The 19311-nt window shown below is 72.9% G+C and carries 15 protein-coding genes and 1 tRNA gene; 7 read left to right on the top strand and 9 right to left on the bottom strand.

The window, feature by feature from the left end; translation table 11 throughout:
• The first annotated feature begins 9 nt into the window (after positions 1-9).
• On the top strand, positions 10-1509 hold the full coding sequence (locus ACGFZP_RS22185; protein WP_392935606.1) for an MFS transporter: 1500 nt from the start codon (positions 10-12) through the stop codon (positions 1507-1509).
• A 94-nt stretch (positions 1510-1603) separates the two neighbouring features.
• On the opposite strand, the gene ACGFZP_RS22190 is transcribed toward ACGFZP_RS22185, so the two are convergent.
• Entirely contained in the window at positions 1604-2173 is a 570-nt protein-coding gene (locus ACGFZP_RS22190) for a GNAT family N-acetyltransferase (RefSeq protein WP_392935608.1), read from the bottom strand.
• An 86-nt stretch (positions 2174-2259) separates the two neighbouring features.
• On the opposite strand from ACGFZP_RS22190, the gene ACGFZP_RS22195 reads away from it, so the two are divergent.
• Entirely contained in the window at positions 2260-2880 is a 621-nt protein-coding gene (locus ACGFZP_RS22195) for a TetR/AcrR family transcriptional regulator (protein WP_392935610.1), read from the top strand.
• A 372-nt stretch (positions 2881-3252) separates the two neighbouring features.
• Here the strand turns inward: ACGFZP_RS22195 and ACGFZP_RS22200 are convergent.
• A tRNA-Arg gene (locus ACGFZP_RS22200) sits at positions 3253-3328 on the bottom strand.
• A 500-nt stretch (positions 3329-3828) separates the two neighbouring features.
• On the opposite strand from ACGFZP_RS22200, the gene ACGFZP_RS22205 reads away from it, so the two are divergent.
• The 5 genes from ACGFZP_RS22205 (at position 3829) to ACGFZP_RS22225 (ending at position 9719) form a co-directional block, all read left to right on the top strand.
• Complete coding sequence (locus ACGFZP_RS22205; protein WP_392935611.1) at positions 3829-4539, top strand: single-stranded DNA-binding protein; 711 nt, start codon at positions 3829-3831, stop codon at positions 4537-4539.
• 346 nt (positions 4540-4885) lie between these two features.
• Positions 4886-6355 (top strand): Cys-Gln thioester bond-forming surface protein, encoded by a 1470-nt coding sequence (locus ACGFZP_RS22210; protein WP_392935614.1) that lies wholly within the window; start codon positions 4886-4888, stop codon positions 6353-6355.
• A gap of 369 nt (positions 6356-6724) precedes the next feature.
• A complete protein-coding gene (gene ettA, locus ACGFZP_RS22215; protein ID WP_392935617.1) occupies positions 6725-8389 on the top strand; it encodes an energy-dependent translational throttle protein EttA in 1665 nt (554 codons plus the stop codon).
• 139 nt (positions 8390-8528) lie between these two features.
• Positions 8529-8987, top strand: coding sequence for an acyl-CoA thioesterase (locus ACGFZP_RS22220; RefSeq protein ID WP_392935620.1), 459 nt, complete (start codon positions 8529-8531; stop codon positions 8985-8987).
• 39 nt (positions 8988-9026) lie between these two features.
• Entirely contained in the window at positions 9027-9719 is a 693-nt protein-coding gene (locus ACGFZP_RS22225) for a hypothetical protein (RefSeq protein ID WP_392935621.1), read from the top strand.
• A 34-nt stretch (positions 9720-9753) separates the two neighbouring features.
• Here the strand turns inward: ACGFZP_RS22225 and ACGFZP_RS22230 are convergent, their stop codons facing one another.
• The 7 genes from ACGFZP_RS22230 to ACGFZP_RS22260 all read right to left on the bottom strand — a co-directional run bounded on the left by ACGFZP_RS22230 (position 9754) and on the right by ACGFZP_RS22260 (position 19309).
• Positions 9754-10158, bottom strand: a complete 405-nt coding sequence (locus tag ACGFZP_RS22230; protein WP_392935624.1) for a globin — start codon at positions 10156-10158, stop codon at positions 9754-9756.
• A gap of 132 nt (positions 10159-10290) precedes the next feature.
• The gene (locus tag ACGFZP_RS22235) at positions 10291-11454 is read right to left on the bottom strand and encodes an ABC transporter permease (RefSeq protein ID WP_392935627.1); all 1164 of its coding nucleotides are present in this window, start codon (positions 11452-11454) and stop codon (positions 10291-10293) included.
• Positions 11451-12368 (bottom strand): ABC transporter ATP-binding protein, encoded by a 918-nt coding sequence (locus tag ACGFZP_RS22240; RefSeq protein WP_392935630.1) that lies wholly within the window; start codon positions 12366-12368, stop codon positions 11451-11453. The genes ACGFZP_RS22235 and ACGFZP_RS22240 overlap by 4 nt, the downstream gene beginning before the upstream one ends.
• A 144-nt stretch (positions 12369-12512) precedes the next feature.
• Positions 12513-13796: an FHA domain-containing protein gene (locus tag ACGFZP_RS22245; protein WP_392935632.1), complete on the bottom strand. Its 1284-nt coding sequence runs from the start codon at positions 13794-13796 to the stop codon at positions 12513-12515.
• Between the two features lie 70 nt (positions 13797-13866).
• The gene (locus ACGFZP_RS22250; RefSeq protein WP_392935635.1) at positions 13867-15222 is read right to left on the bottom strand and encodes a VWA domain-containing protein; all 1356 of its coding nucleotides are present in this window, start codon (positions 15220-15222) and stop codon (positions 13867-13869) included.
• Positions 15223-15332: 110 nt separating this feature from the next.
• Positions 15333-16694 (bottom strand): PP2C family protein-serine/threonine phosphatase, encoded by a 1362-nt coding sequence (locus ACGFZP_RS22255; RefSeq protein ID WP_392935637.1) that lies wholly within the window; start codon positions 16692-16694, stop codon positions 15333-15335.
• A gap of 2 nt (positions 16695-16696) precedes the next feature.
• A complete protein-coding gene (locus tag ACGFZP_RS22260; RefSeq protein ID WP_392935640.1) occupies positions 16697-19309 on the bottom strand; it encodes a tetratricopeptide repeat protein in 2613 nt (870 codons plus the stop codon).
• Between the last annotated feature and the right edge of the window lie 2 nt (positions 19310-19311).

A 19311-nucleotide genomic window follows, 5' to 3' on the forward strand; every position in this document is an offset into this window, starting at 1 on the left:
GGACCTCTCATGACCGCCGCCGCACCCGAACGGGCTCCGATGACACCGGGCCAACGCAAACTGGGCATGCTGCTCTGCCTGATCACGATCGTCCTGGCGGTGCTCGACATGAACATCGTGTCGGCCGCCACCGTGCCGATCGTGCGGGACCTCGACCCGGTGCACGGGATCGACCGACTGCCGTGGCTGGTCAGCGCGTTCGCGCTGGCCGCGACGGCGCTGCTGCCGCTCTACGGCAAGCTCTGCGACCTGTACGGCGCCAAGCGGGTGCTGCTCGCCGCGGTCGGGGTGTTCCTGGTGGGCTCGGCCCTGTGCGGTGCGGCGCAGTCGATGGAGCAGCTGATCGCCTTCCGCGCCGTCCAGGGCGTCGGCGGCGGCGGGCTGATGAGCGTGACGATGGTGGTGATCGCCCAGCTCAAGGGCCCGGAGGACGAGGAGGGGGGCGGCGGCGGAAGCACCGGGGGCATCGTCGCGGGCGCCGGCATGGCGGTCGGACCGCTGGTCGGGGCGCTGTTCGCGGACCACCTGGACTGGCGCTGGATCTTCTACCTCAACCTGCCGCTGGGCCTGGCCGTCCTGGTCGGCACGGCCGTGGTGATCAGGCTCCCCGAGACGGCGGGCGGGCGGCGCCTCGACTTCGCCGGGGCCGCGCTGGCCGCGGCCTTCGCCACCGGACTGCTGCTGCTGACCGAGTGGGGCGGCAAGGACTACGCCTGGACCTCCACGACGATCCTCGCGCTGGCCGCGGGCACCCTGGGCGCGCTCCTGCTGTTCGTCTGGCGCCAGGCCACCGCCGCCGAGCCGGTGCTGCCGCTGTCGCTCTTCCGGATCCGGACCATCCGTCTGGGCTTCGCGGTGCAGGGCCTGGTCGGGATGGGCCTGATGGGCGCGATCATGTACGTGATGCTCTACCTCCAGGTCGGCCGCGGGATCGCCGCGACCTCGGCCAGCCTCTACCTGATCCCGATGGCGGCCGGGATGACGGCGGCCGGACTGGTGACCGGTCGGCTCACCGCGCGGGGCTGGTCGCCGCAGACCTTTCTGGTGGCGGGTGCCGGCTGTGCGGCGATGGCCCTGGGCCTGCTCGGTCTCGGCGGTCCGGACACCGGCCTCTGGATGGTCCGTGCCGAACTGGTGCTGCTCGGCTGCGGCCTGGGGCAGCTGGTCGGCCAGCTGGTGCAGGTCGTCCAGAACGCCGCCCCGGCCCGGCATCTCGGGGTCGCCACCACCGGCATCCGGTTCTTCCAGACCCTCGGCAGCGCGCTCGGCGCCGCGCTGTTCGGCACGGTGCTGGTCCGGGCCTTCGCCGCGGCGGAGCCCGGTGCGACGCTCGGCTCGGTCCGGACGCTCGGCGGGGCGGCCCACGAGCACGCGGTGCGCAGCTTCACGGACTCGGTGGATGTGGTGTTCCTGCTGGCGGGCGGGCTGATGGTGCTGGTCCTGGTGCTCGCGCTGCGGCTGCGGGTGGCGGTGCGCGGCCCGGAGGTGGAGCGGGTGCTCGCCGCCTGACGGGGAGGGCCGATCGCGCGGAGCCCGGCGGTGCGCCGACCGGGCTCCGCGCAGCGGTGTGTCAGGCGGTGGTGGAGCTGCGGGCGGTGGCGCGTCAGGCGGCGGAGGGGCTCTGGGCGGTGGTGGGCTTCCACTCGTGGGACAGCAGCGACCAGAGCTCCATGTCCTGGCGGACGCCGTTGTACAGGGAGTACTCCCGCAGGGTGCCGTCCAGCGTCATGCCCATCCGCTGGGCGACGGCCCGGCTGCGGGTGTGGCCCACGGCGTTGTACCACTCGATGCGGTGCAGGCCGCGGGTGGTGAAGGCGTAGTCGATCAGGTGCCGGACGGCGGCGCTGATCAGGCCCCGGCCCTCGCCCGCGGGTTCGGTCCAGACGCCGAGCTCGCAGCTCTCCGCGGTCGTGCTGAACTGCACGAACATCACCCCGCCGATCAGCGTGCCGTCCAGCCAGATCCCGTACAGTCGGCCGGTGTCGGAGGCCTGCTTGTCGGCGAAGCCCTGGAGGGTGGCGCGGGCGGACTCCAGGTCGGTGGAGCGGGTGGCCCAGGGGATCCAGACGCCGGTGTGCTCGCGGGCGCGGTCGATGTGGGCCAGGAACTCGGGGGCCTGCCAGGGTTCGAGCGGGCGCATCTCGGCGTTGTCGGCGAGCGGGACGGCGTACATGGGCGGGCCTTTCGGGGGAGCCTGGGAGAGCCGGCGATGGTGTTCGCAGTCATACATAACAAACGTTTGGTATGTACGATAGCCCCATGACGCCGGCCCGTGGAGACCATGACGCCCGACGTGTGGCGGTTTCCGAGGCGGTCTGGCGGGTGCTGTCCACCCGCGGCTTCGGGGGACTGACGCTCCGGGCGGTGGCCGCCGAGATGAGCGCCTCCACCGGGCTGTTGACGCACTACTTCCCCAACAAGCGGGCTCTGGTGGCGTACGCGCTGGACGTGCTGGACCGGCGGTCCGGCGAGCGGCCGAGGCGGGCCGCACCCGCGGACGGCAGCGCGGCGCCCGCCGCGGGGCTGGCCCGGCTGCGGGCGGCGCTGCTGGACATCCTCCCGCTGGACGAGACGAGCGCGGCGGGCAACCGGATCTGGGTCGGCTCCTGGGACGTGGCGCTGGCCGATTCCGAGCTGGCGGCCGCGCACGCCGGCCGGTACGGGCGGGCCCGGGAGGCGCTGGCCGGGCACGTCGCGGATGCGCAGCGGCTCGGCGAGCTGCCGGACGCGGTGGCGGCCGGGCAGCTCGCGGCGGGGGTGCAGGCCTTCGTCCTCGGGCTGGTGGTGCAGGCGCTGTTCGCCCCGGAGGAGTTTCCGCCCGAGCGGCAGGTCGCGCTGGTGGACGGCTATCTGGCGGGGCTGGCGGGGTCGACGGGCTGACCGGCTCGGGTCTCGGCACGGCCGACGGGCTTCGGGCGGGCTCTGGCGGGCTTCGGGCGGCGGGCTCTGGCGGGCGGGCGGGCTTCGGCTGGCCCGTGGGCGGGCCCGTGGGCGGGCCGGGATGGCGGGTGCCGGCGGGGCGGGTGATTCGCCGGTGGTTTCCGGTCGACCTGTTCGCCGTGCGCGGCCGGGTCGGCCCGTCCGGTGAGTTCGGCCCGGGCGGTCCGTTCGTGCCGGTGTTTCCCGCGCGGCCGTTTCCGACCCGGCCATGACACGCATTGTCACGGGTTATGCGCGGTCGGTGCCCGGAATATTCGGGCGGATGGGTGGCCCAAAGGCCCCGCCGCCGTTCTGGCCTGCGGGAATTGGGCGTGGCGCCCCCAGCAGGATTCGAACCTGCGACCTACCGCTTAGAAGGCGGGTGCTCTATCCGCTGAGCTATGGGGGCGGGACGGCCGGCGCCCGGGTGGGCGTGACCGTTGCCGGGATCGGGTGACGGGCGCGTGCGGCGCCCGCTGCCCGTCCCCGTACCTGAGGGTGGGGGTGGGGGTTGGCGGACCCTCGCCCTGTCGGGGACAGGATAAGGGTGTCCAGTTCCTCGGCCGGGTGTTACAACACCGTCGCGGGTGTGTCGGCCTCGGTGGAGCGGTCCGATAATCGCAGGTGAAGGCCGTGAGTGCAGCGGTCTGGCGGTCTTCGGCGCCGGACGTTGTGCAGTCGTTACGGGGCTGCCGCCTCACCCGTTATGGATTCGGCACGGAGAAAGCGCCGTCCCCGACGCGGGTGGGGGGCCGTATTCGGGTTCCTTCGGTCGGATGACGTGGGCGGACGGCCGGGCGGCCACCCCCGGGGGGCCGGGGGCGCGGCGGGAAGCGGCTTGATTGTTGTCATGGCCTTGCAGAGTTGGGCGCAAAGTAGGCGTGAAAGGGCTGAAATTCACCCCTGTGAGTGACGTCGGTTTTCCACAAGCCGGACTTGTCCACAGGATTTCGGATCTGCCTGGTGCGGATTTCCCGGGAAGTCCACTCTCAACTCACACCGGTTGATTCCGTACGGTGCATCGGAGAGAACGGAGAGTGTTCTGTGAACGAGACCGTGGTGACGATGATCGGCAATGTCGCAACGGAGGTGAGCTACTCGGAGACGACCGGCGGGGTGCCGATGGCGAGCTTCCGGCTGGCCTCGACGGAGCGCCGCTACGACCGGGCCGCGGGCGCGTGGGTCGAGGGCGACACCCACTGGGTCTCGGTGACGGCCTGGCGGGCGCTGGCGGTCCATGTGATCGGGTCGCTGGGCAAGGGTGATCCGGTCATGGTGAGCGGTCGGCTCAGGGTGCGGGAGTGGGGCGAGGGGGAGGCCCGGCGGAGCAGGGTCGAGATCGACGCCCGATCGGTCGGACACGATCTCAGTCGCGGCACCACGACCTTCAGGCGGGCGTCCCCGGGGGCGGGGGAGTCCGCGGGGGCGGTCGCGGGGTTGGCCGAGGGGTCGGTCGGCGGCGCCGTGCCGGGGTGGATCGTGGACGCCCTGGCGTTGCGCAAGGCCGCTGCGGCGGCCGCCAGGCCGGAGCCGGCGGCGTCCGGAGGGGTGCCTGACGGAGTGCCCGACGAGGTGTCCGCGGGGGTGACTGGAGGTGACGAGCAGGGGGTCTTGATCTGACCGGCGGGTGATCTCACTGTCGACAAATATGTTGATCGAGACGGTTGTTGTGCCCGAACGCGCAATCTCGGAACGGTTATGTGAAAGATCTGGAGTTTCTGGCTGATCGTCAGCTTGTGTGGATGATGGGAGGGTTGATAACGATACAGATACGGAATCGTCCTGATTCAGCATGGGGGTTTGCGCGCCTCCGTGGCTCAATAGGATTCGTCTGGTTCACACACGTGCAGCGGCGCCACAGGGGGCGCGCGCAATGCAAGGCGGGCTGCCATCGGCAGGGCCCGGCCCGGAGGGATCACGGATGTTCCAGACGCAGGCGCGGAGTCTCCCCCGCATAGCAACTGTCATGCTCACGACCAGCCTGGTGCTGGGCGGGGGCCTGCTCGCAGCCGGTGCGGCGGCTGCGGCTGACGAGCCGGGTGCGGGCGTCACGGCGGTGATCCAGCCGACCATGCAGAGCGAGGAGATCTCCATCGAGGGCGGCCACTCCGTCCAGGGCGGTCTGTTCACCCTCAAGACGAAGAACGGCGAGCTCCGGACGTACTGCATCGACATCGACCACCCGGTCAACATCAAGAGCGGTGTCGAGTACCAGGAGTCGGACTGGAAGTCGAGCTCGCTCGGCCGCAAGGAGAAGGCCGAGGACGCCGCCAAGATCCGCTGGATCCTGGAGAACTCCTACCCGCAGGTCACCGACCTGACGAAGCTGGCGGCCGCGGCCGGGGTCAAGGGCGAGCTCACCGCCGACGACGCCGCCGCCGGCACCCAGGCCGCGATCTGGAAGTTCTCGGACGGCAAGAACGCCACCCCGATCGACGCCGAGGCCAAGCAGCTGCGGGACTACCTGGTCAGCGACAAGAACAAGGGCATCGCCGCCGAGCCCAGGCCCTCGCTGAGCATGACCCCGGACTCGGTGTCGGGTAAGTCGGGCGCCAAGCTCGGCCCGTTCACCATCAACTCCAGTGCCGCCGAGGTGAAGCTGGCGGTCGCCGGCGACGCCACCGACAAGGTGAAGCTGGTCGACAAGGACGGCAAGCCGGTGGCCGGCCTGACCGGCCCGGTCGCCAAGGACACCCAGCTGTTCCTGGACGTGCCGGCCGGCACCGCGGACGGCTCCGCCACCGTGACGGCCTCGGCCGAGACGGTCGTGCCCAGCGGCCGCGTCTTCCTGAGCAAGGGCTACACCCCCGAGAAGCACAGCCAGACCATGATCCTGGCCGGCTCGACCAAGCTCAGCGTGGTCGACGAGGCCAAGGCCACCTGGAAGCAGGGCAAGGGCGCGCTGCTGGACAGCAACGCCCAGGTCGAGTGCGACGCCAACGGCGTCCGGGTCAACGTCGCCAACGGCGGCGACGAGGCGGCCAACGTCACGGTGAAGCCGGGCAAGACGATCACCGTCCAGCCGGGCAAGATCGAGACCCTGGTGGTTCCGGTCGCCGAGGACACCGCCTACGACATCACCGTCACCGGCCCGAACGGCTTCAGCAAGGAGTTCAAGGGCATCCTGGACTGCAAGGTCGCCAGCGTGACCACGCCGACCGCCAGCCCGTCGGCGAGCACCCCGGCCCCGACCGGCACCCCGTCGGCCACGCCGACCGCCACGGCCACGCCGTCCGCGACCGCCACCACCACGGCCGCCCACCCGGCTCCGGTCGCGAGCAGCCCGGCCCCCGGCACCACGGGCGGCCTGGCCGCCACCGGTGGTAACGACGCCACCCCGATGATCGCCGCCGTCGCCGGTGGCCTGGTCGTGGCCGGTGGCGCCGCGGTCTTCATCCTGCGCCGCCGTGGCCGCCACGGTCGCACCACCGCCTGAGACCCACGGGTCTGAAGCAGTGAGGTGCTGAAGCGCAGAGCTGCTGAAGCACCGAGCTGCTGAAGTACCGGCCCGGCCCCCCGCACCCGTTGCGGGGGGCCGGGCCGTTGCACGTCCTGGCCCCCGACCGCGCTGCCACCCTGGTCCGGCCGCTGCCGCTGCCGCAGCCCTGCCCCCGAGGCCCCGGTCCGCCGCCCGCAGCGCCGCCCGCAGCGCCGGTGCGGCGGGCCCGGTGGCTCAGCCGCCCGCCGCAGCGGCCCGGCCGGATACCCCGCTGGGGCAACCGCGCCGTTCGGGACTCATGGCCGGGTGCGGCACAATGGAAGGCTGCAAGCCGAATTACTCCCGACGACGCCGGAGCGATCTCACGTGGCGGAATACATCTACACGATGCGCAAGGTGCGCAAGGCGCATGGCGACAAGGTCATCCTTGACGACGTGACGCTCAGCTTCCTCCCCGGGGCGAAGATCGGCGTCGTGGGCCCCAACGGCGCGGGCAAGTCCACCGTGCTGAAGATGATGGCCGGCCTGGAGCAGCCCTCCAACGGCGACGCCTTCCTCTCGCCCGGGTTCACCGTCGGCATGCTCCTCCAGGAGCCGCCGCTCGACGAGACCAAGACCGTTCTGGAGAACGTCGAGGACGGCGTCAAGGAGATCAAGGGGAAGCTCAACCGCTTCAACGAGATCGCCGAGCTGATGGCCACCGACTACTCGGACGCGCTGCTCGACGAGATGGGCAAGCTCCAGGAGGACCTGGACCACGCCAACGCCTGGGACCTCGAGGCCCAGCTGGAGCAGGCCATGGACGCGCTGGGCTGCCCGCCCGGCGACTGGCCGGTCACCAAGCTCTCCGGTGGCGAGAAGCGCCGCGTGGCGCTCTGCAAGCTGCTGCTGGAGGCCCCCGACCTGCTGCTCCTCGACGAGCCCACCAACCACCTGGACGCCGAGTCGGTGAACTGGCTGGAGCAGCACCTGGCCAAGTACGCCGGCACCGTTGTCGCCGTCACCCACGACCGGTACTTCCTGGACAACGTGGCCGGCTGGATCCTGGAGCTCGACCGCGGCCGCGCGATCGGCTACGAGGGCAACTACTCCACCTACCTTGAGAGCAAGCAGTCCCGCCTCAAGGTCGAGGGCCAGAAGGACGCCAAGCGCGCCAAGCGGCTCCGCGAGGAGCTGGAGTGGGTCCGCTCCAACGCCAAGGGCCGTCAGGCGAAGTCCAAGGCGCGTCTGGCCCGCTACGAGGAGATGGCGGCCGAGGCCGACAAGATGCGGAAGCTGGACTTCGAGGAGATCCAGATCCCGCCGGGCCCGCGTCTGGGCAGCATCGTCATCGAGGTCGAGAACCTCAACAAGGCCTTCGGCGAGAAGGTCCTGATCGACGACCTGAGCTTCACCCTGCCGCGCAACGGCATCGTCGGCATCATCGGCCCGAACGGCGCCGGCAAGACCACGCTGTTCAAGATGCTGCAGGACATGGAGACCCCGGACTCCGGCAGCGTCAAGGTCGGCGACACGGTCAAGATCAGCTACGTCGACCAGAGCCGGGCCAACATCGACCCGAAGAAGACGCTCTGGGAGGTCGTCTCCGACGGTCTGGACTGGATCAACGTCGGCCAGGTCGAGATGCCGTCCCGCGCCTACGTCTCGGCGTTCGGCTTCAAGGGCCCGGACCAGCAGAAGCCGGCCGGCGTGCTCTCCGGTGGTGAGCGCAACCGCCTGAACCTGGCGCTCACCCTCAAGCAGGGCGGCAACCTGCTGCTCCTCGACGAGCCCACCAACGACCTCGACGTCGAGACCCTCTCCTCGCTGGAGAACGCGCTGCTGGAGTTCCCCGGCTGCGCCGTGGTCATCTCCCACGACCGCTGGTTCCTGGACCGGGTGGCCACCCACATCCTCGCCTACGAGGGCGAGAGCAAGTGGTTCTGGTTCGAGGGCAACTTCGAGTCGTACGAGAAGAACAAGATCGAGCGGCTGGGCGCGGACGCCGCCCGTCCGCACCGGGCCACCTACAAGAAGCTGACCCGGGGCTGAGCATCGGCGACAGCCCGAAGCGTCCGGGACACCCGGGCGTCACAACGGCCCGGCAGACTGCCCTCCGGGGGCGGCCTGCCGGGCCGAGGCCCGTCGCCCGTAGGCTACTGACGGGTCAACAAGGTTGAGGAGAACACCCGTGGCACGCCACATCTACGCCTGCCCGCTGCGCTGGTCCGACATGGACGCGTTCGGGCACGTCAACAACGTGGTCTTCCTGCGCTACCTGGAGGAGGCCCGGATCGACTTCATGTTCACCCAGGCCGCCGCCGCCGGGGCGGGGGAGTTCGCGGGTGGCTCGGTGGTGGCCCGCCACGAGATCGACTACAAGCGCCCGCTGGTGCACCGGCCCGAGCCGGTCACCATCGAGACCTGGGTGACCAAGATCGGCGGGGCCTCGCTGACGGTCTCCTACGAGATCAAGGACACCGCCGAGGACGGCACCGAGACGGTGTACGTCCGGGCGTCCACCGTGGTCGTCCCCTACGACCTGGCCGAGGGCCGACCGCGCCGGATCAGCCCGGTGGAGCGGGAGTTCCTCAGCCGCTTCATGGACGGGGCCGGCCTCGACCAGGAGCCGGCCGTAGTCGCCGCCTGAGTCCCCGACAGCCCCACGGATGCGAGCTGAAGCGCGTTGATGACCAGTACCGCCCCCCTTGCCCTCGCCGACGCCGGTGAGGCCGCCGACCTGGCCGCCTTCCTGGTGCGCCTGCTGCGCTTCGACCGGGCGGCCGCGGTGCGGCTGCAGGCCGTGCCCGCGGAGCAGGGGGCCGGGGTGCTGGCGGTCTTCGGGCGCCTGCCGCTGGGCGGTTCGGGCGCGCTGGCGGTCCGCACCGTGCGGCTGGCCGGACTCGACGCCGCGGCCGACCTCACCGTCTCGGCGGGCCAACTCCTCGACGGCGTCGACGCCGCGGCCGACACCGTCACCCTGCCCGCACCGGTGACCGGCCCGGCCTGGGCCGGCCTGCTGCCGCCGCGGACCGGCTGGCGGCTGCTCGGAGAACCGTCCGTCCTCCAGGTGTACCCCGAACTGATGGCCGGGGTGGGGGAGTTCCGCGAGCGCAGCGAGGCCGTCCCGGAGCACCACCGGACCCGCGCCGTGCTGGACGCGCTCGCCGACGAGATCTGGTCCCGGCCGCTGACGGCCATGCCCGAACTGCCGCTGCGCGCCGCGCACGCCGCCTACGTGATCGGCTTCCTCAAGCCGGGCGTGCCGCTGACCGTGCACCGGGTGGGCGGCTGGCTGCGGTTGAGCGCCCCGACCGGGTCGGTGGCCATCCGGACGGCGGCGGCGCCCGGCGCGGGGCTGGGCCTCAGCCCGATCCGTTAGGGACGGGCCCGGGCTCCAGCCCCCGGAGGGCCGCTCAGCCCTCGGTGTTGACCATCGAGGCGGCGGCGTACGTCAGGTAGTCCCAGAGCTGGCGCTCGGTGTCGGTCGGCAGCGCCAGCTCGTCCACCGCCGCGCGCATGTGCTTCAGCCAGGCGTCGTGCGCCGCGCGGTCCACCTTGAACGGCACGTGCCGCATCCGCAGCCGCGGGTGGCCGCGCTGCTCGCTGTAGGTGCGCGGGCCGCCCCAGTACTGCATCAGGAACAGCACGAGGCGCTCCTCGGCGGGCCCGAGGTCCTCCTCGGGGTACATCGGCCGCAGCAACTCGTCGCCGGCCACGCCCTGGTAGAACCGGTGCACCAGCCGCCGGAAGGTCGGCTCCCCGCCGACCTGGTCGAAGAAGGTCTCCTCGCTGAGCGTGCCACGCCGGATCTCTTTCACCCGACCATGGTCGCAGACGCCGACGGGGCCGTACACCGGGACTTTCGGTGTACGACCCCGCGCGGGTTCAGGCGGTGCCGGCCGCGGTGCGGCAGGCGGTGCCGACCGCTGAGCGACCGGCGGTGCCGACCGCTACGCGTCCTCCCAGCGGAAGAGCCGCGAGGAGATGGCGGTCATCACGACGGCGAACCCCAGCAGCACACCCATGGCCGGCAGCGCGTCCGTCACGCCGCCGCCGCGGGAGAGGACCGACTGGGCGGCGCTCACCAGGTGCTTCAGCGGCAACACCTCGGAGAAGGTCTTGAGCCAGCCGGGCATGCCGTCGGACGGGAAGAACGCGCCGGACAGGAACGACATCGGCAGCACGATGATCTGCGAGATGCCGTTGGCCGCCTCCTCGGTCTTGGCCAGCGACCCGGCCAGCAGGCCGATCGACATGAAGGCGAGGGTCGCGCAGACCACCAACGGGATGATCAGCCACCAGTCGCCGCTGAGTTTCAGGCCGAAGAACGGTGTGGTGGCGACCGCCAGGAAGACGGCCGTCTGGACCAGCGCCGTCAGGACGGACACGGCGATCCGGGAGGCCACGATCGACCCTGCGCTGACCGGGGCCAGCCGCAGGCGCCGCAGCACCTTCTTCTGCCGCCAGGAGACCAGGGTCAGCGAGGCGCTGAACACCGCGCCGGTGGCGACCGCCCAGCCGAGCAGGCCGGGGGTGAGGAACTGGATCGGCTTGAGCGACTTGTCCTCGACCTGGGCGGAGTCCAGCACGAAGGCCGGCGGCTTGCCGGTCGCGGCCTGGTTGGCCTGCTGGACCACCGAGTTGACGATGCCCTGGACGGAGCCGGCCCGGACCTGGTCGGCGGCGCTGAAGCGCAGCTCCACCCTGCCGTCCGGACCCTCCTTGATCATCGCGTCCAGGTCGCCCTTGCGGACCTTCTCCAGCGCGGCGGCCTCGTTGTCGACCCTGCTGATCTCCAGGACCTTCTCCAGCTGGGCCCGGCCGTCGCCCTGCACCGCGTCCAGGATCTGGACCGCGCCGACCTGGGCGACCTTGGCGTGCGGGCTGCTGGCGCCCTTGAGCAGGGTCCCGAGCAGCAGCAGGAACATCAGCGGGAACAGGATGACGAAGAAGACGGCGGCGCGGTCGCGGAGGAACGCGACCACCATCACCCGGGAGAGGCTCGCGAAGGCGCTGACCCGCTCGCGCTCCGGCTGCCCGTCGGGCGCGGCGGGGGCGCCGGGCTTGCGCTGGGCCGGGACGCCCGCGGTCTGCTTGGTGCGCTCGGCGGTCATGCGCGGTACTCCCGTCCGGTGAGCTGGAGGAAGACGTCCTCCAGGGTGGCGCCGCGCACTTCGAGCCCGCGCAGCGCGTTGTGCTCGGCCAGGACGGCGAGCACCGGCCCCGGGAGCCGGGTGGAGACGGAGAGCGAGACGCCGTCGTCCTCGATCGAGGCGGTTTCGGCGCCGGCCGCGGCGAGCAGCTCGCGGGCGCTCTCAAGGGTCAGCAGACCGGACTCCACGCTGACCCGGACGGTGTCGTCGATCTCCCGGACGAGTGCCGCCGGGGCGCCCGTCCGCAGGATCCGGCCGTGGTCCATCACCGAGACGCGGTCGCAGAGCACCTCCGCCTCGTCCAGGTAGTGGGTGGTCAGGACGACCGTGCGGCCCTCGGCGTTGATGTCCCGCAGCAGGTCCCAGAGGTTGCGGCGGGCCTGCGGGTCGAGGCCGGTGGTGGGCTCGTCGAGGAAGACGAGCTCCGGGTCGTGGGCCAGGGCGCAGGCGATGGACAGGCGCTGGGCCTGTCCGCCCGACATCTTCTCGGTCATCACGCCGGCCGACTCGGCCAGGCCGACCCGCTCCAGCATCGCGTCGGCGCGCTTGGGGCCGACGCCGTAGAAGGAGGCGAAGGTGCGGATGGTCTCCCGCGCCGTCAGCTTGTTGAAGAAGGCCGAGGCCTGGAACTGGACGCCGATGCGCGGCAGCAGCTTCGCATTGCGCGGCCAGGGAGCCATCCCCAGCAGCTCGATGCGGCCCTCGTCGGGCTTGCGGATCCCTTCCAGGATCTCCAGTGTGGTGGTCTTCCCGGCGCCGTTGGGCCCCAGGATCCCGTAAAATTCGCCGGCCTCGACGGTGAGTGAAACACCGTCAACGGCCTGTACATCCCCGTACCGCTGACGGATTCCGTCGGCGGATATAGCTGCAGTCATGTGCCGTGAGCCTACGGGTCCGCCGAGCTCACCGGCAGGCTCCGTGCACATGTTTTGAAGATCATTTTACTTCCGGGCGGGAATATCAGGGGAGTTGTGGGGACCGGGTCGGCCGGTCCCCACAACTCCCCTGGTCGGACCGGATCAGGCGCGGTGCAGGGTGATGGTGGTCCACGCGCCGACGTGGATCCGGTCGCCGTCGTTCAGCGGGATCGCGGTGTGCGGGGTGATCGGCTCGGCGCCGCCGTTCACCGTGGTGCCGTTGGTGGAGTCCTGGTCGACCAGCACCCAGCTGCCGTCGGCCTGTTCGGCGAGCAGCGCGTGCTGGTGCGAGGCGCCCGGGTCCTCCGGAGCCACCGACAGGTCGATCTCCGGCACGGTGCCCCGGTGCTGGCTGCGCCGGCCGATCCGCAGCTGGCCGCGCCCGGTGATCGGGATGCGCCGCTCGGGGCAGTACGGCGGGAAGAACAGGCCCGCCGCCTCCGGGCCGCTGCGGGCCATCATGTCGGTGAAGTAGTCGCGGTCGGCCGAGACCACCGCGATCCAGTTGGTGCGGACCGGCTCCGGCGGGGCCTGCTGGCCGGGCTGCTGGCCCGGCTGCGGGACCGGCGGGGCCAGGTTGAACGAGGTGCCGAACTCCTCACCGCGCCCGGTCGGACCGGGCTGGGCGTAGACCGGGCCGGAGTCGTCGCGCTGCGGCTGCTGCGGCTGCTGCTCCGGGTACCCCGGGCCGGGCGCCGGGTTCGGCGCGGGCGGCGGGTAGCCGTAGCCGGACGGCGCGCCGCCGTGCCCGGCCTGCTGCTGCTGGTGCGGCTGCTGCGGGTGCGCCTGCGGGTGCGGCTGCGGTGCGGCCTGCGGGTGCGGCTGCTGCGGGTGGCCCTGCTGCGGGTGCGCCTGCGGCGGGGCCGACTGGGGGCCGCCGTACGCCGCCGGGATGTTGAGCGGTGCCGGCGCCTGCGGCGGCGCGTGGCCGGCCGCGGGGGCCGGGTGCTGGCGGCGCGAGGGCGCGGACAGCTCGTAGTCGTACCCGCACTCCTCGCAGAACCGTCCGGTCTGCGGGCTGCGGCAGATCGGGCAGACCACCAGGCCCTCGGTGAGGTCCGGGAACCCCTGCGGCGCCTGCGGGGCGGCGGCGGGCGCGACCGGGCCGGGCGTCACCGGCCCGCCGAACGGGTCGCCGCCGTGCCCGGGGTGGCCGTGCTGCCCGGGGTACCCGGGTTGGCCGCCGTGCCCCTCGGGCGCGCCGGGCACGCCGTACGCCCCCGGGGCGCCGGGAGCGCCGTGGGTACCGGGCCCGCCCTGGCCGCCCGGAACCCCCGGGAGCGTGCCGGGCGGCGGCGGGATCGGCGACGGCGGTGTCATCGGGAAGCCGCAGAAGTCGCACCAGTCCTCGGCCTGCGACTCATGGCCCCTCGGGCAGATCGGCATCAGGTCCCCCCTCTATTCCAGCCAGCTTGGGGCAGCGTCCGGCCGGGCACGGCAGACGTCCTGGGCCCGGTCACTTCTTCACACGTACGGTCTTGGTCGACCGGGTCTCGAGGGTCATCGAGTCGGCCTCGCTCACGTTCCTACGGAACCGAACCGTACCCTCCTTCGGGTCGACCACGTCGACCACCTTCTGCAGCAGCTTGAACGTGCCCTCGTTGCCGGTCGCGTGGGCGATCCGGACGGCGGCGCCGAGCTTCGCGGTGGCGCGGTCCACGTCCCCCGCCCGGTGCGCCTCCAGGCCCTCCTGGATGGACGAGGCCAGCTCCGCCTGCCCGGTGTAGTGGGCGACCTGCGGGCTGATCCGGGTGGAGGAGGCCAGGTCGTCCGTCCAGACCGCCTTGACCAGGCCCTGGGTCAGCACCTCGGGCGCCCCTCCGGCGGTGGCGACGGGCAGTACCAGGCTGATCCGGGCGGCGAGCATCTCGTTGCCGACGGCGGCGGCCGGGACCTCCACGCAGACGTGGTAGTCGCGGCTCTCGTCGCCCCAGGAGCCGGTGGGGTAGTCGCCGGCCCGCGGACCGGCCTCGGCGCGGCGGCCGGTGAGGTCCTCCACCGCGGGGGCGACCTGCTTGACGAACCTGACCACCGCGTTGGCCGGCGTCCAGATCCGCAGTGCGACGTCGGCCACCTGCTTGCCCATCGCGCCGGCCATCATCGTGCGGAAGTCCTCGGCCAGGCCGGACGGTTCGGCGACGATGTCGACGGTGCCGAGCAGCGCGGAGGAGATCTTGCGCAGCTCGTCCACCTTCCAGTCGGTGCCCACGCCCCGGCAGTCGGCGGTGAAGTGGCCGGAGGCCCGCTCGACGGCGCGGTCCAGCTCGACGGCAGACTCGTGCTCGTTGTTGCCGTCGGTGAGCAGGATGGCGTGCCGGATGGCGATGTCGCGGCGGGTCAGGAAGAGCTTGTCGGCCTTGGCCAGCCAGGTGCCCATGGCGGTGCCGCCGGCCGCGCTCAGGCGGCGCAGCGACTCCTTGGCCTGGCTGCGGGTGGCGTCCGAGGCGACCGCGAGGGTGCCGTCGCCGGGGTAGATGTCCCGGGCCTCGTGGGTGCCGGCCACCACGGCGAAGGCGACCCCGTCGCGGACGGTGTCGATCGCGGCGGCGGTGGCCTCCCGGGCGCCGCGCATCTTGCTGGCCGGGTAGTCCATCGAGCCGGAGCAGTCGACCATGATCACCACGGCGGCGTCCTGGGCGCCCGCGTCCCGCGCGGAGTCGGACACCCCCAGCGGACGGCCGCCGGACGTGCCGCCGCCCGTCGCGGTGACGGTGACGATGGCGTTCACCTCGCGGGCGCCGTCCGCGAGGAACTCGTTCTGGAAGATGTCCACGTCGAACCTGGGCAGGTTCGGCTTCGCCAGTGTTGCCATGGGCCGGTGGCTCCCGTCGGGTGTCGGTAGGTGCGAGCGGTCGGTGGGTTGGCGCGGTTCGGTCGGGCGATCGGTCGGCAGACCGGTCGGCCAGTCAGGGGTTCGGCCGGTCAGCGGGCCGGCGGGTGCGGCGGCTGGGGCGGCAGCGGGGGTACCGGGGGCGCCGCGGGCGGGGCCGGGGGCAGCGGCGCGGCGGCCGAGCCGATCACCGGCAGGTCCGGCAGGGTCGGCGCGTGGTCCTCGTCCTCGTCCTCGTACCCGGCGGCCCGGACCACCGGGAGGTCGAGCGCGGTCGCCGTCCGGGCCTCGTCGGCCCCGGCCGCCCCGCCCGGCGCGGCCGGCGGGTCGATCGGCAGCACGGCGACGGTGATGTTGTCGTGCCCGCCTGCCGCGACCGCGAACTTCACCAGGGTCTGCGCCGCCGCGAGCGGTTCGGTCCTGGCGTCGGCGCGCACGTAGTACGCCAGGTCGGTGGCGGCCTCGGCGTAGTTCCACAGGCCGTCGGTGCAGACCAGCAGGACCCCGGGGACGTGCGGGGTGAAGTCCAGGGTGTGCGGGACGACCTCCTCGGCGTCCGCGCCGAGCCAGCCGGTGATGGCGTGGGCGCGCGGGTCCGCGTACGCCTCGGCCTCGCCCATCAGTCCGGCCTCGACCATCCGGGCGGCCCAGGAGTCGTCCTGGGTGAGCCGGAACGGCTCGGCGGAGACCCGGTCGTCCGGGATCCAGTACGCCCGGGTGTCGCCGACCCAGCCGATGGTGACCCGGCCGCCGGAGGCGATGGCGCTGACGAAGGTGCAGGCGGGCGCGTTGAGGTCGGGCCGGGCGGGGCCTGCGCCGGCCCCGGCCAGCCGGGCCACCGCGAGGGCGGCGTCGGCGACCGCCTGGCGCATCGCCAGGTCGGGGTCGCGGCCCGCCTCCAGGGCGGTCAGCAGGGACTCGGACGCGGCGTCGACCGCGGTCTCGGAGGCCTGGTCGGGCCGGTCCGAGGAGGAGACGCCGTCGCAGACCACGGCCACCACGACCGGCTCGCCGCCGGGCAGCGAGGTGGCGGCGACGGTGAAGAAGTCCTCGTTGCGGTGGTGGCGCACACCGCGGTCGCTGACCCCGGCGACGTCCGCGAGGGACTTCTCCATGTGGTCGCGGGGCCGCGGCTGGGCGTGGCCGCAGGCCTCGCAGTAGCCGTCGGCGGTGACCAGCGGCACCCCGCAGTGGAAGCAGCCGGGCCCGCCCTGGGCCGTTCCGGCCGGTACCCCGGCGGACTGGGCGGGCACGGTGGCCGGGTGGCCCGCGCCGGGTCCGGCGGGGCCCTGGGCCGTGGAGCCCTGGCCGGCCGGCCCCTGGGCGGCGGACCAGCTCGCGGGCATCGCGCCCGGGGCCGGTCGGCCGTCCCGGCTCGACCCGCAGAAGCCGCAGTACACGTCCTCCGGGTCCAGCGGCTTGGAACAGCTCGGGCACACGGTCTGCTGCGGCATTGCTACACCCACGTCCTGGGGCGGGCACGGTTGGCCCGCTCCACCATCTCGATCCTGGTCTCGGCCCGGTCGGCCAACCGGGCGAGTACCCGGTAGGACTGCTCCAACGCGAGCCGTAGTTCCCGCTCGACGGCCGGCCGTCCGAGCACGCTGACCGTGCCGGTAGCGCGGGCCAGGCCGGTCTCGCCGGGCGAGCCGGCCGTCACCCAGCCGAGCGCCGCGCCGAGCACCTCGACGGAGAGCTCCTCGCGGCGGCGGTCGTCCAGGCGCAGCGCGGTGAGCTGCTCGGATCCGGCGCCGAGGTCGGTGCCGAGCGGGTCTGTGGAGGGCCGCTCGCGCAGCCGGGCCCGGATGGCGGCGATCCGGGCGGCGGTGAACTGGCTGGAGGTGGCGGGCACCGACTCCAGGACCCGGACGGCTCCGGACCGGTCGCCGTCGGCGAGGAGCACCCGGGCCAGGCCGAAGGCCGCGCTGAGGTACGCGTGGTCGGTGGTCCACACCAGGCGGTAGAACTCGGTCGCGTCGCCGCCGTCGCCGAGCAGTTCGGCGCAGATGGCGAGGGCGAGCTTCGGGGCGCTCTCGCCGGGGAAGGCGTCGTAGACGGCGTCGAAGGCCTCGGCGGCGGCGCGCAGCCGCTCCTCGGCGGGGCCCTCGCCCCCGGACTCGGCGGCCCTGTCGGCCTGGGGCCTGCCGGGGGAGTCGACCAGGGCGGTGAGGCCGCGGTACCAGACCACCCGCCAGTCGTCCGGGTGGTCCTTCTCCAGGGCGCTCAACGTCCGGTCGGCGTCGGCGCGGGCACGGAGTTCGAGGTGGGCGCGCAGTTCGCGCAGCCGGCGCTCGATGGAGTCGGTCGGCGCGCCGGCCAGCGCGGTGAGCGCCTCCGCCGGGTCGGCGGCGAGCAGGGTGGCCAGGAAGCCCGCGTTCGGGTCGGCCGGGTCGACCCGGGGGACGGGCAGGGCCAGGGCGGCGGCCACCGGGTCCAGGCCGGCCACCCGCAGCTCGCCGCGGCGGACCGTCGGGAGGACCAGCTCGGTGTCGACCACCCGCAGTTCCGGGCCGAAGAGGGTGGAGAGGGCGGGGCGGGGCTGGCGGTCCTGCAGTGCCAGCACCTCGCGCAGCACGCCGGTGAGCTGGTCGGCCATCTCCTCGGCGGAGCCGAAGCGGCGGGCCGGGTCCGGGTCGGTGGCGCGGACCAGGAAGCGGTAGTACGACTCGAACTCGGCGAAGGCCTGCACCGACTCCGGTCCGGGCAGGGTGTCGCGGTAGGTGGTGCTGTAGCCCTGGAAGTCGAAGGTGAGCACCGCCAGGGTGCGGGCCACGGTGTAGAGGTCGGAGGCCGGGGAGGGCCCGTCGGTGGCGATCTCCGGGGCCTGGTAGCCGATGGTGCCGTAGATCGGCCCGTCGTCGTCGAGGTGGCGGACGGCGCCCATGTCGATGACCTTGAGCGCGTCCCCGCTCTGGATCACGTTGTCGATCTTGAAGTCGCAGTAGACCAGGCCCCGGCTGTGCAGGTACCCGAGGGCGGGCAGCGCCTCCAGCGCGTACGCGATCGCCTGCTCGACCGGCAGCGGCTCGCGCCGGCCGTCCGGGGTGCGGCGCTCGTTGGCGATGTCCTTGAGCGACTTGCCGCCGACGTACTCCATCACGATGTAGCCGTCGGTGGCGCCCGTGCGCAGGTCCGGGTGCTCGGCGAAGTTGATGATGCGGACGATGTTCGGGTGGTCCACCTCGGCGAGGAAGCGGCGCTCGGCGACGGCGACCGCGAGCGCGTCCTCGTCCCCGGTGTCCAGCAGGCCCTTCAGCACCACCCACTTGTCGTTGACCCGCCGGTCCACCGCCAGGTAGATCCAGCCGAGCCCGCCGTGCGCCAGGCAGCCCACCACCTCGTACTGCCCGCCGACCAGGTCCCCCCGGCGCAGCTTGGGCGTGAACGAGTACGGCGTGCCGCACTTGGTGCAGAAGCCGTCCGGGCGCCCGGGCTGGTCGTTCTTCGACCGGCCCACCGGGGCTTCGCACTTGGAGCAGTACCGCTTGCGCTCCGGCACCTCCGGGTTGGCCAGGACGGCCGCCGCCGGATCCGCCGCCGGGACGGTCGGGACGGTCACCAGGCCGGCTCCGATGCGGTTGCGGGCGCCCGCGGTGGCACTGGCCCGGCTGCTGCGCACGGACACCGAACGGCCGCTGCCGGTCCGGGTGGAGCGGTGCGAGCGGGAGCGGCCGGACATCGAGCGGGCGGAGCCGGTGCGGGTCGAGCGCGCCGAGTCCGGGGCGACCCGGGCGGAGGGCACGTACGGCTGGGTGATGCCGGTGTCGCCACCGGGAGCGGTGAGGCCGCACTCGTCGCAGTAGCCGTCCGCGTCGATCGTGCCGGTGCAGTCGCGCGGGCACGGCGAGCCGGGGCCCGCGGCGACCGCCACGGCCTTGCCGGAGCCGGTGGCCTTACTGGAGGTGGTGGCCCTGCCGGACCCGGTGGTCCTGCCCGAGCCGGTGGTCTTGCCGGAGGTGGTGGCAGCGGCCGGCGCCGAACCCGCCGGTGCCAGCCCGCAGTCGGTGCAGTAGCCGTCCGCGTCGATCGTCCCGCCGGTGCAGTCCGGCTGTACGCATGCCTCGCCCATGA

Origin of the sequence: Kitasatospora sp. NPDC048239 (genome assembly GCF_043202015.1) — a bacterium.
Taxonomy (GTDB): Bacteria; Actinomycetota; Actinomycetes; order Streptomycetales; family Streptomycetaceae; genus Kitasatospora.

Excerpts from the sequence above, each read along its gene's own strand:
- ACGFZP_RS22250 (WP_392935635.1), bottom strand. The coding sequence starts at position 15,222 with ATGGCAACACTGGCGAAGCCGAACCTGCCCAGGTTCGACGTGGACATC.
- ACGFZP_RS22195 (WP_392935610.1), top strand. The coding sequence starts at position 2,260 with ATGACGCCGGCCCGTGGAGACCATGACGCCCGACGTGTGGCGGTTTCC.
- ACGFZP_RS22245 (WP_392935632.1), bottom strand. The coding sequence starts at position 13,796 with ATGCCGATCTGCCCGAGGGGCCATGAGTCGCAGGCCGAGGACTGGTGC.
- ACGFZP_RS22260 (WP_392935640.1), bottom strand. The coding sequence starts at position 19,309 with ATGGGCGAGGCATGCGTACAGCCGGACTGCACCGGCGGGACGATCGAC.
- ACGFZP_RS22225 (WP_392935621.1), top strand. The coding sequence starts at position 9,027 with ATGACCAGTACCGCCCCCCTTGCCCTCGCCGACGCCGGTGAGGCCGCC.
- ACGFZP_RS22210 (WP_392935614.1), top strand. The coding sequence starts at position 4,886 with ATGCTCACGACCAGCCTGGTGCTGGGCGGGGGCCTGCTCGCAGCCGGT.
- ACGFZP_RS22190 (WP_392935608.1), bottom strand. The coding sequence starts at position 2,173 with ATGTACGCCGTCCCGCTCGCCGACAACGCCGAGATGCGCCCGCTCGAA.
- ACGFZP_RS22240 (WP_392935630.1), bottom strand. The coding sequence starts at position 12,368 with ATGACTGCAGCTATATCCGCCGACGGAATCCGTCAGCGGTACGGGGAT.
- ACGFZP_RS22235 (WP_392935627.1), bottom strand. The coding sequence starts at position 11,454 with ATGACCGCCGAGCGCACCAAGCAGACCGCGGGCGTCCCGGCCCAGCGC.
- ACGFZP_RS22255 (WP_392935637.1), bottom strand. The coding sequence starts at position 16,694 with ATGCCGCAGCAGACCGTGTGCCCGAGCTGTTCCAAGCCGCTGGACCCG.
- ACGFZP_RS22185 (WP_392935606.1), top strand. The coding sequence starts at position 10 with ATGACCGCCGCCGCACCCGAACGGGCTCCGATGACACCGGGCCAACGC.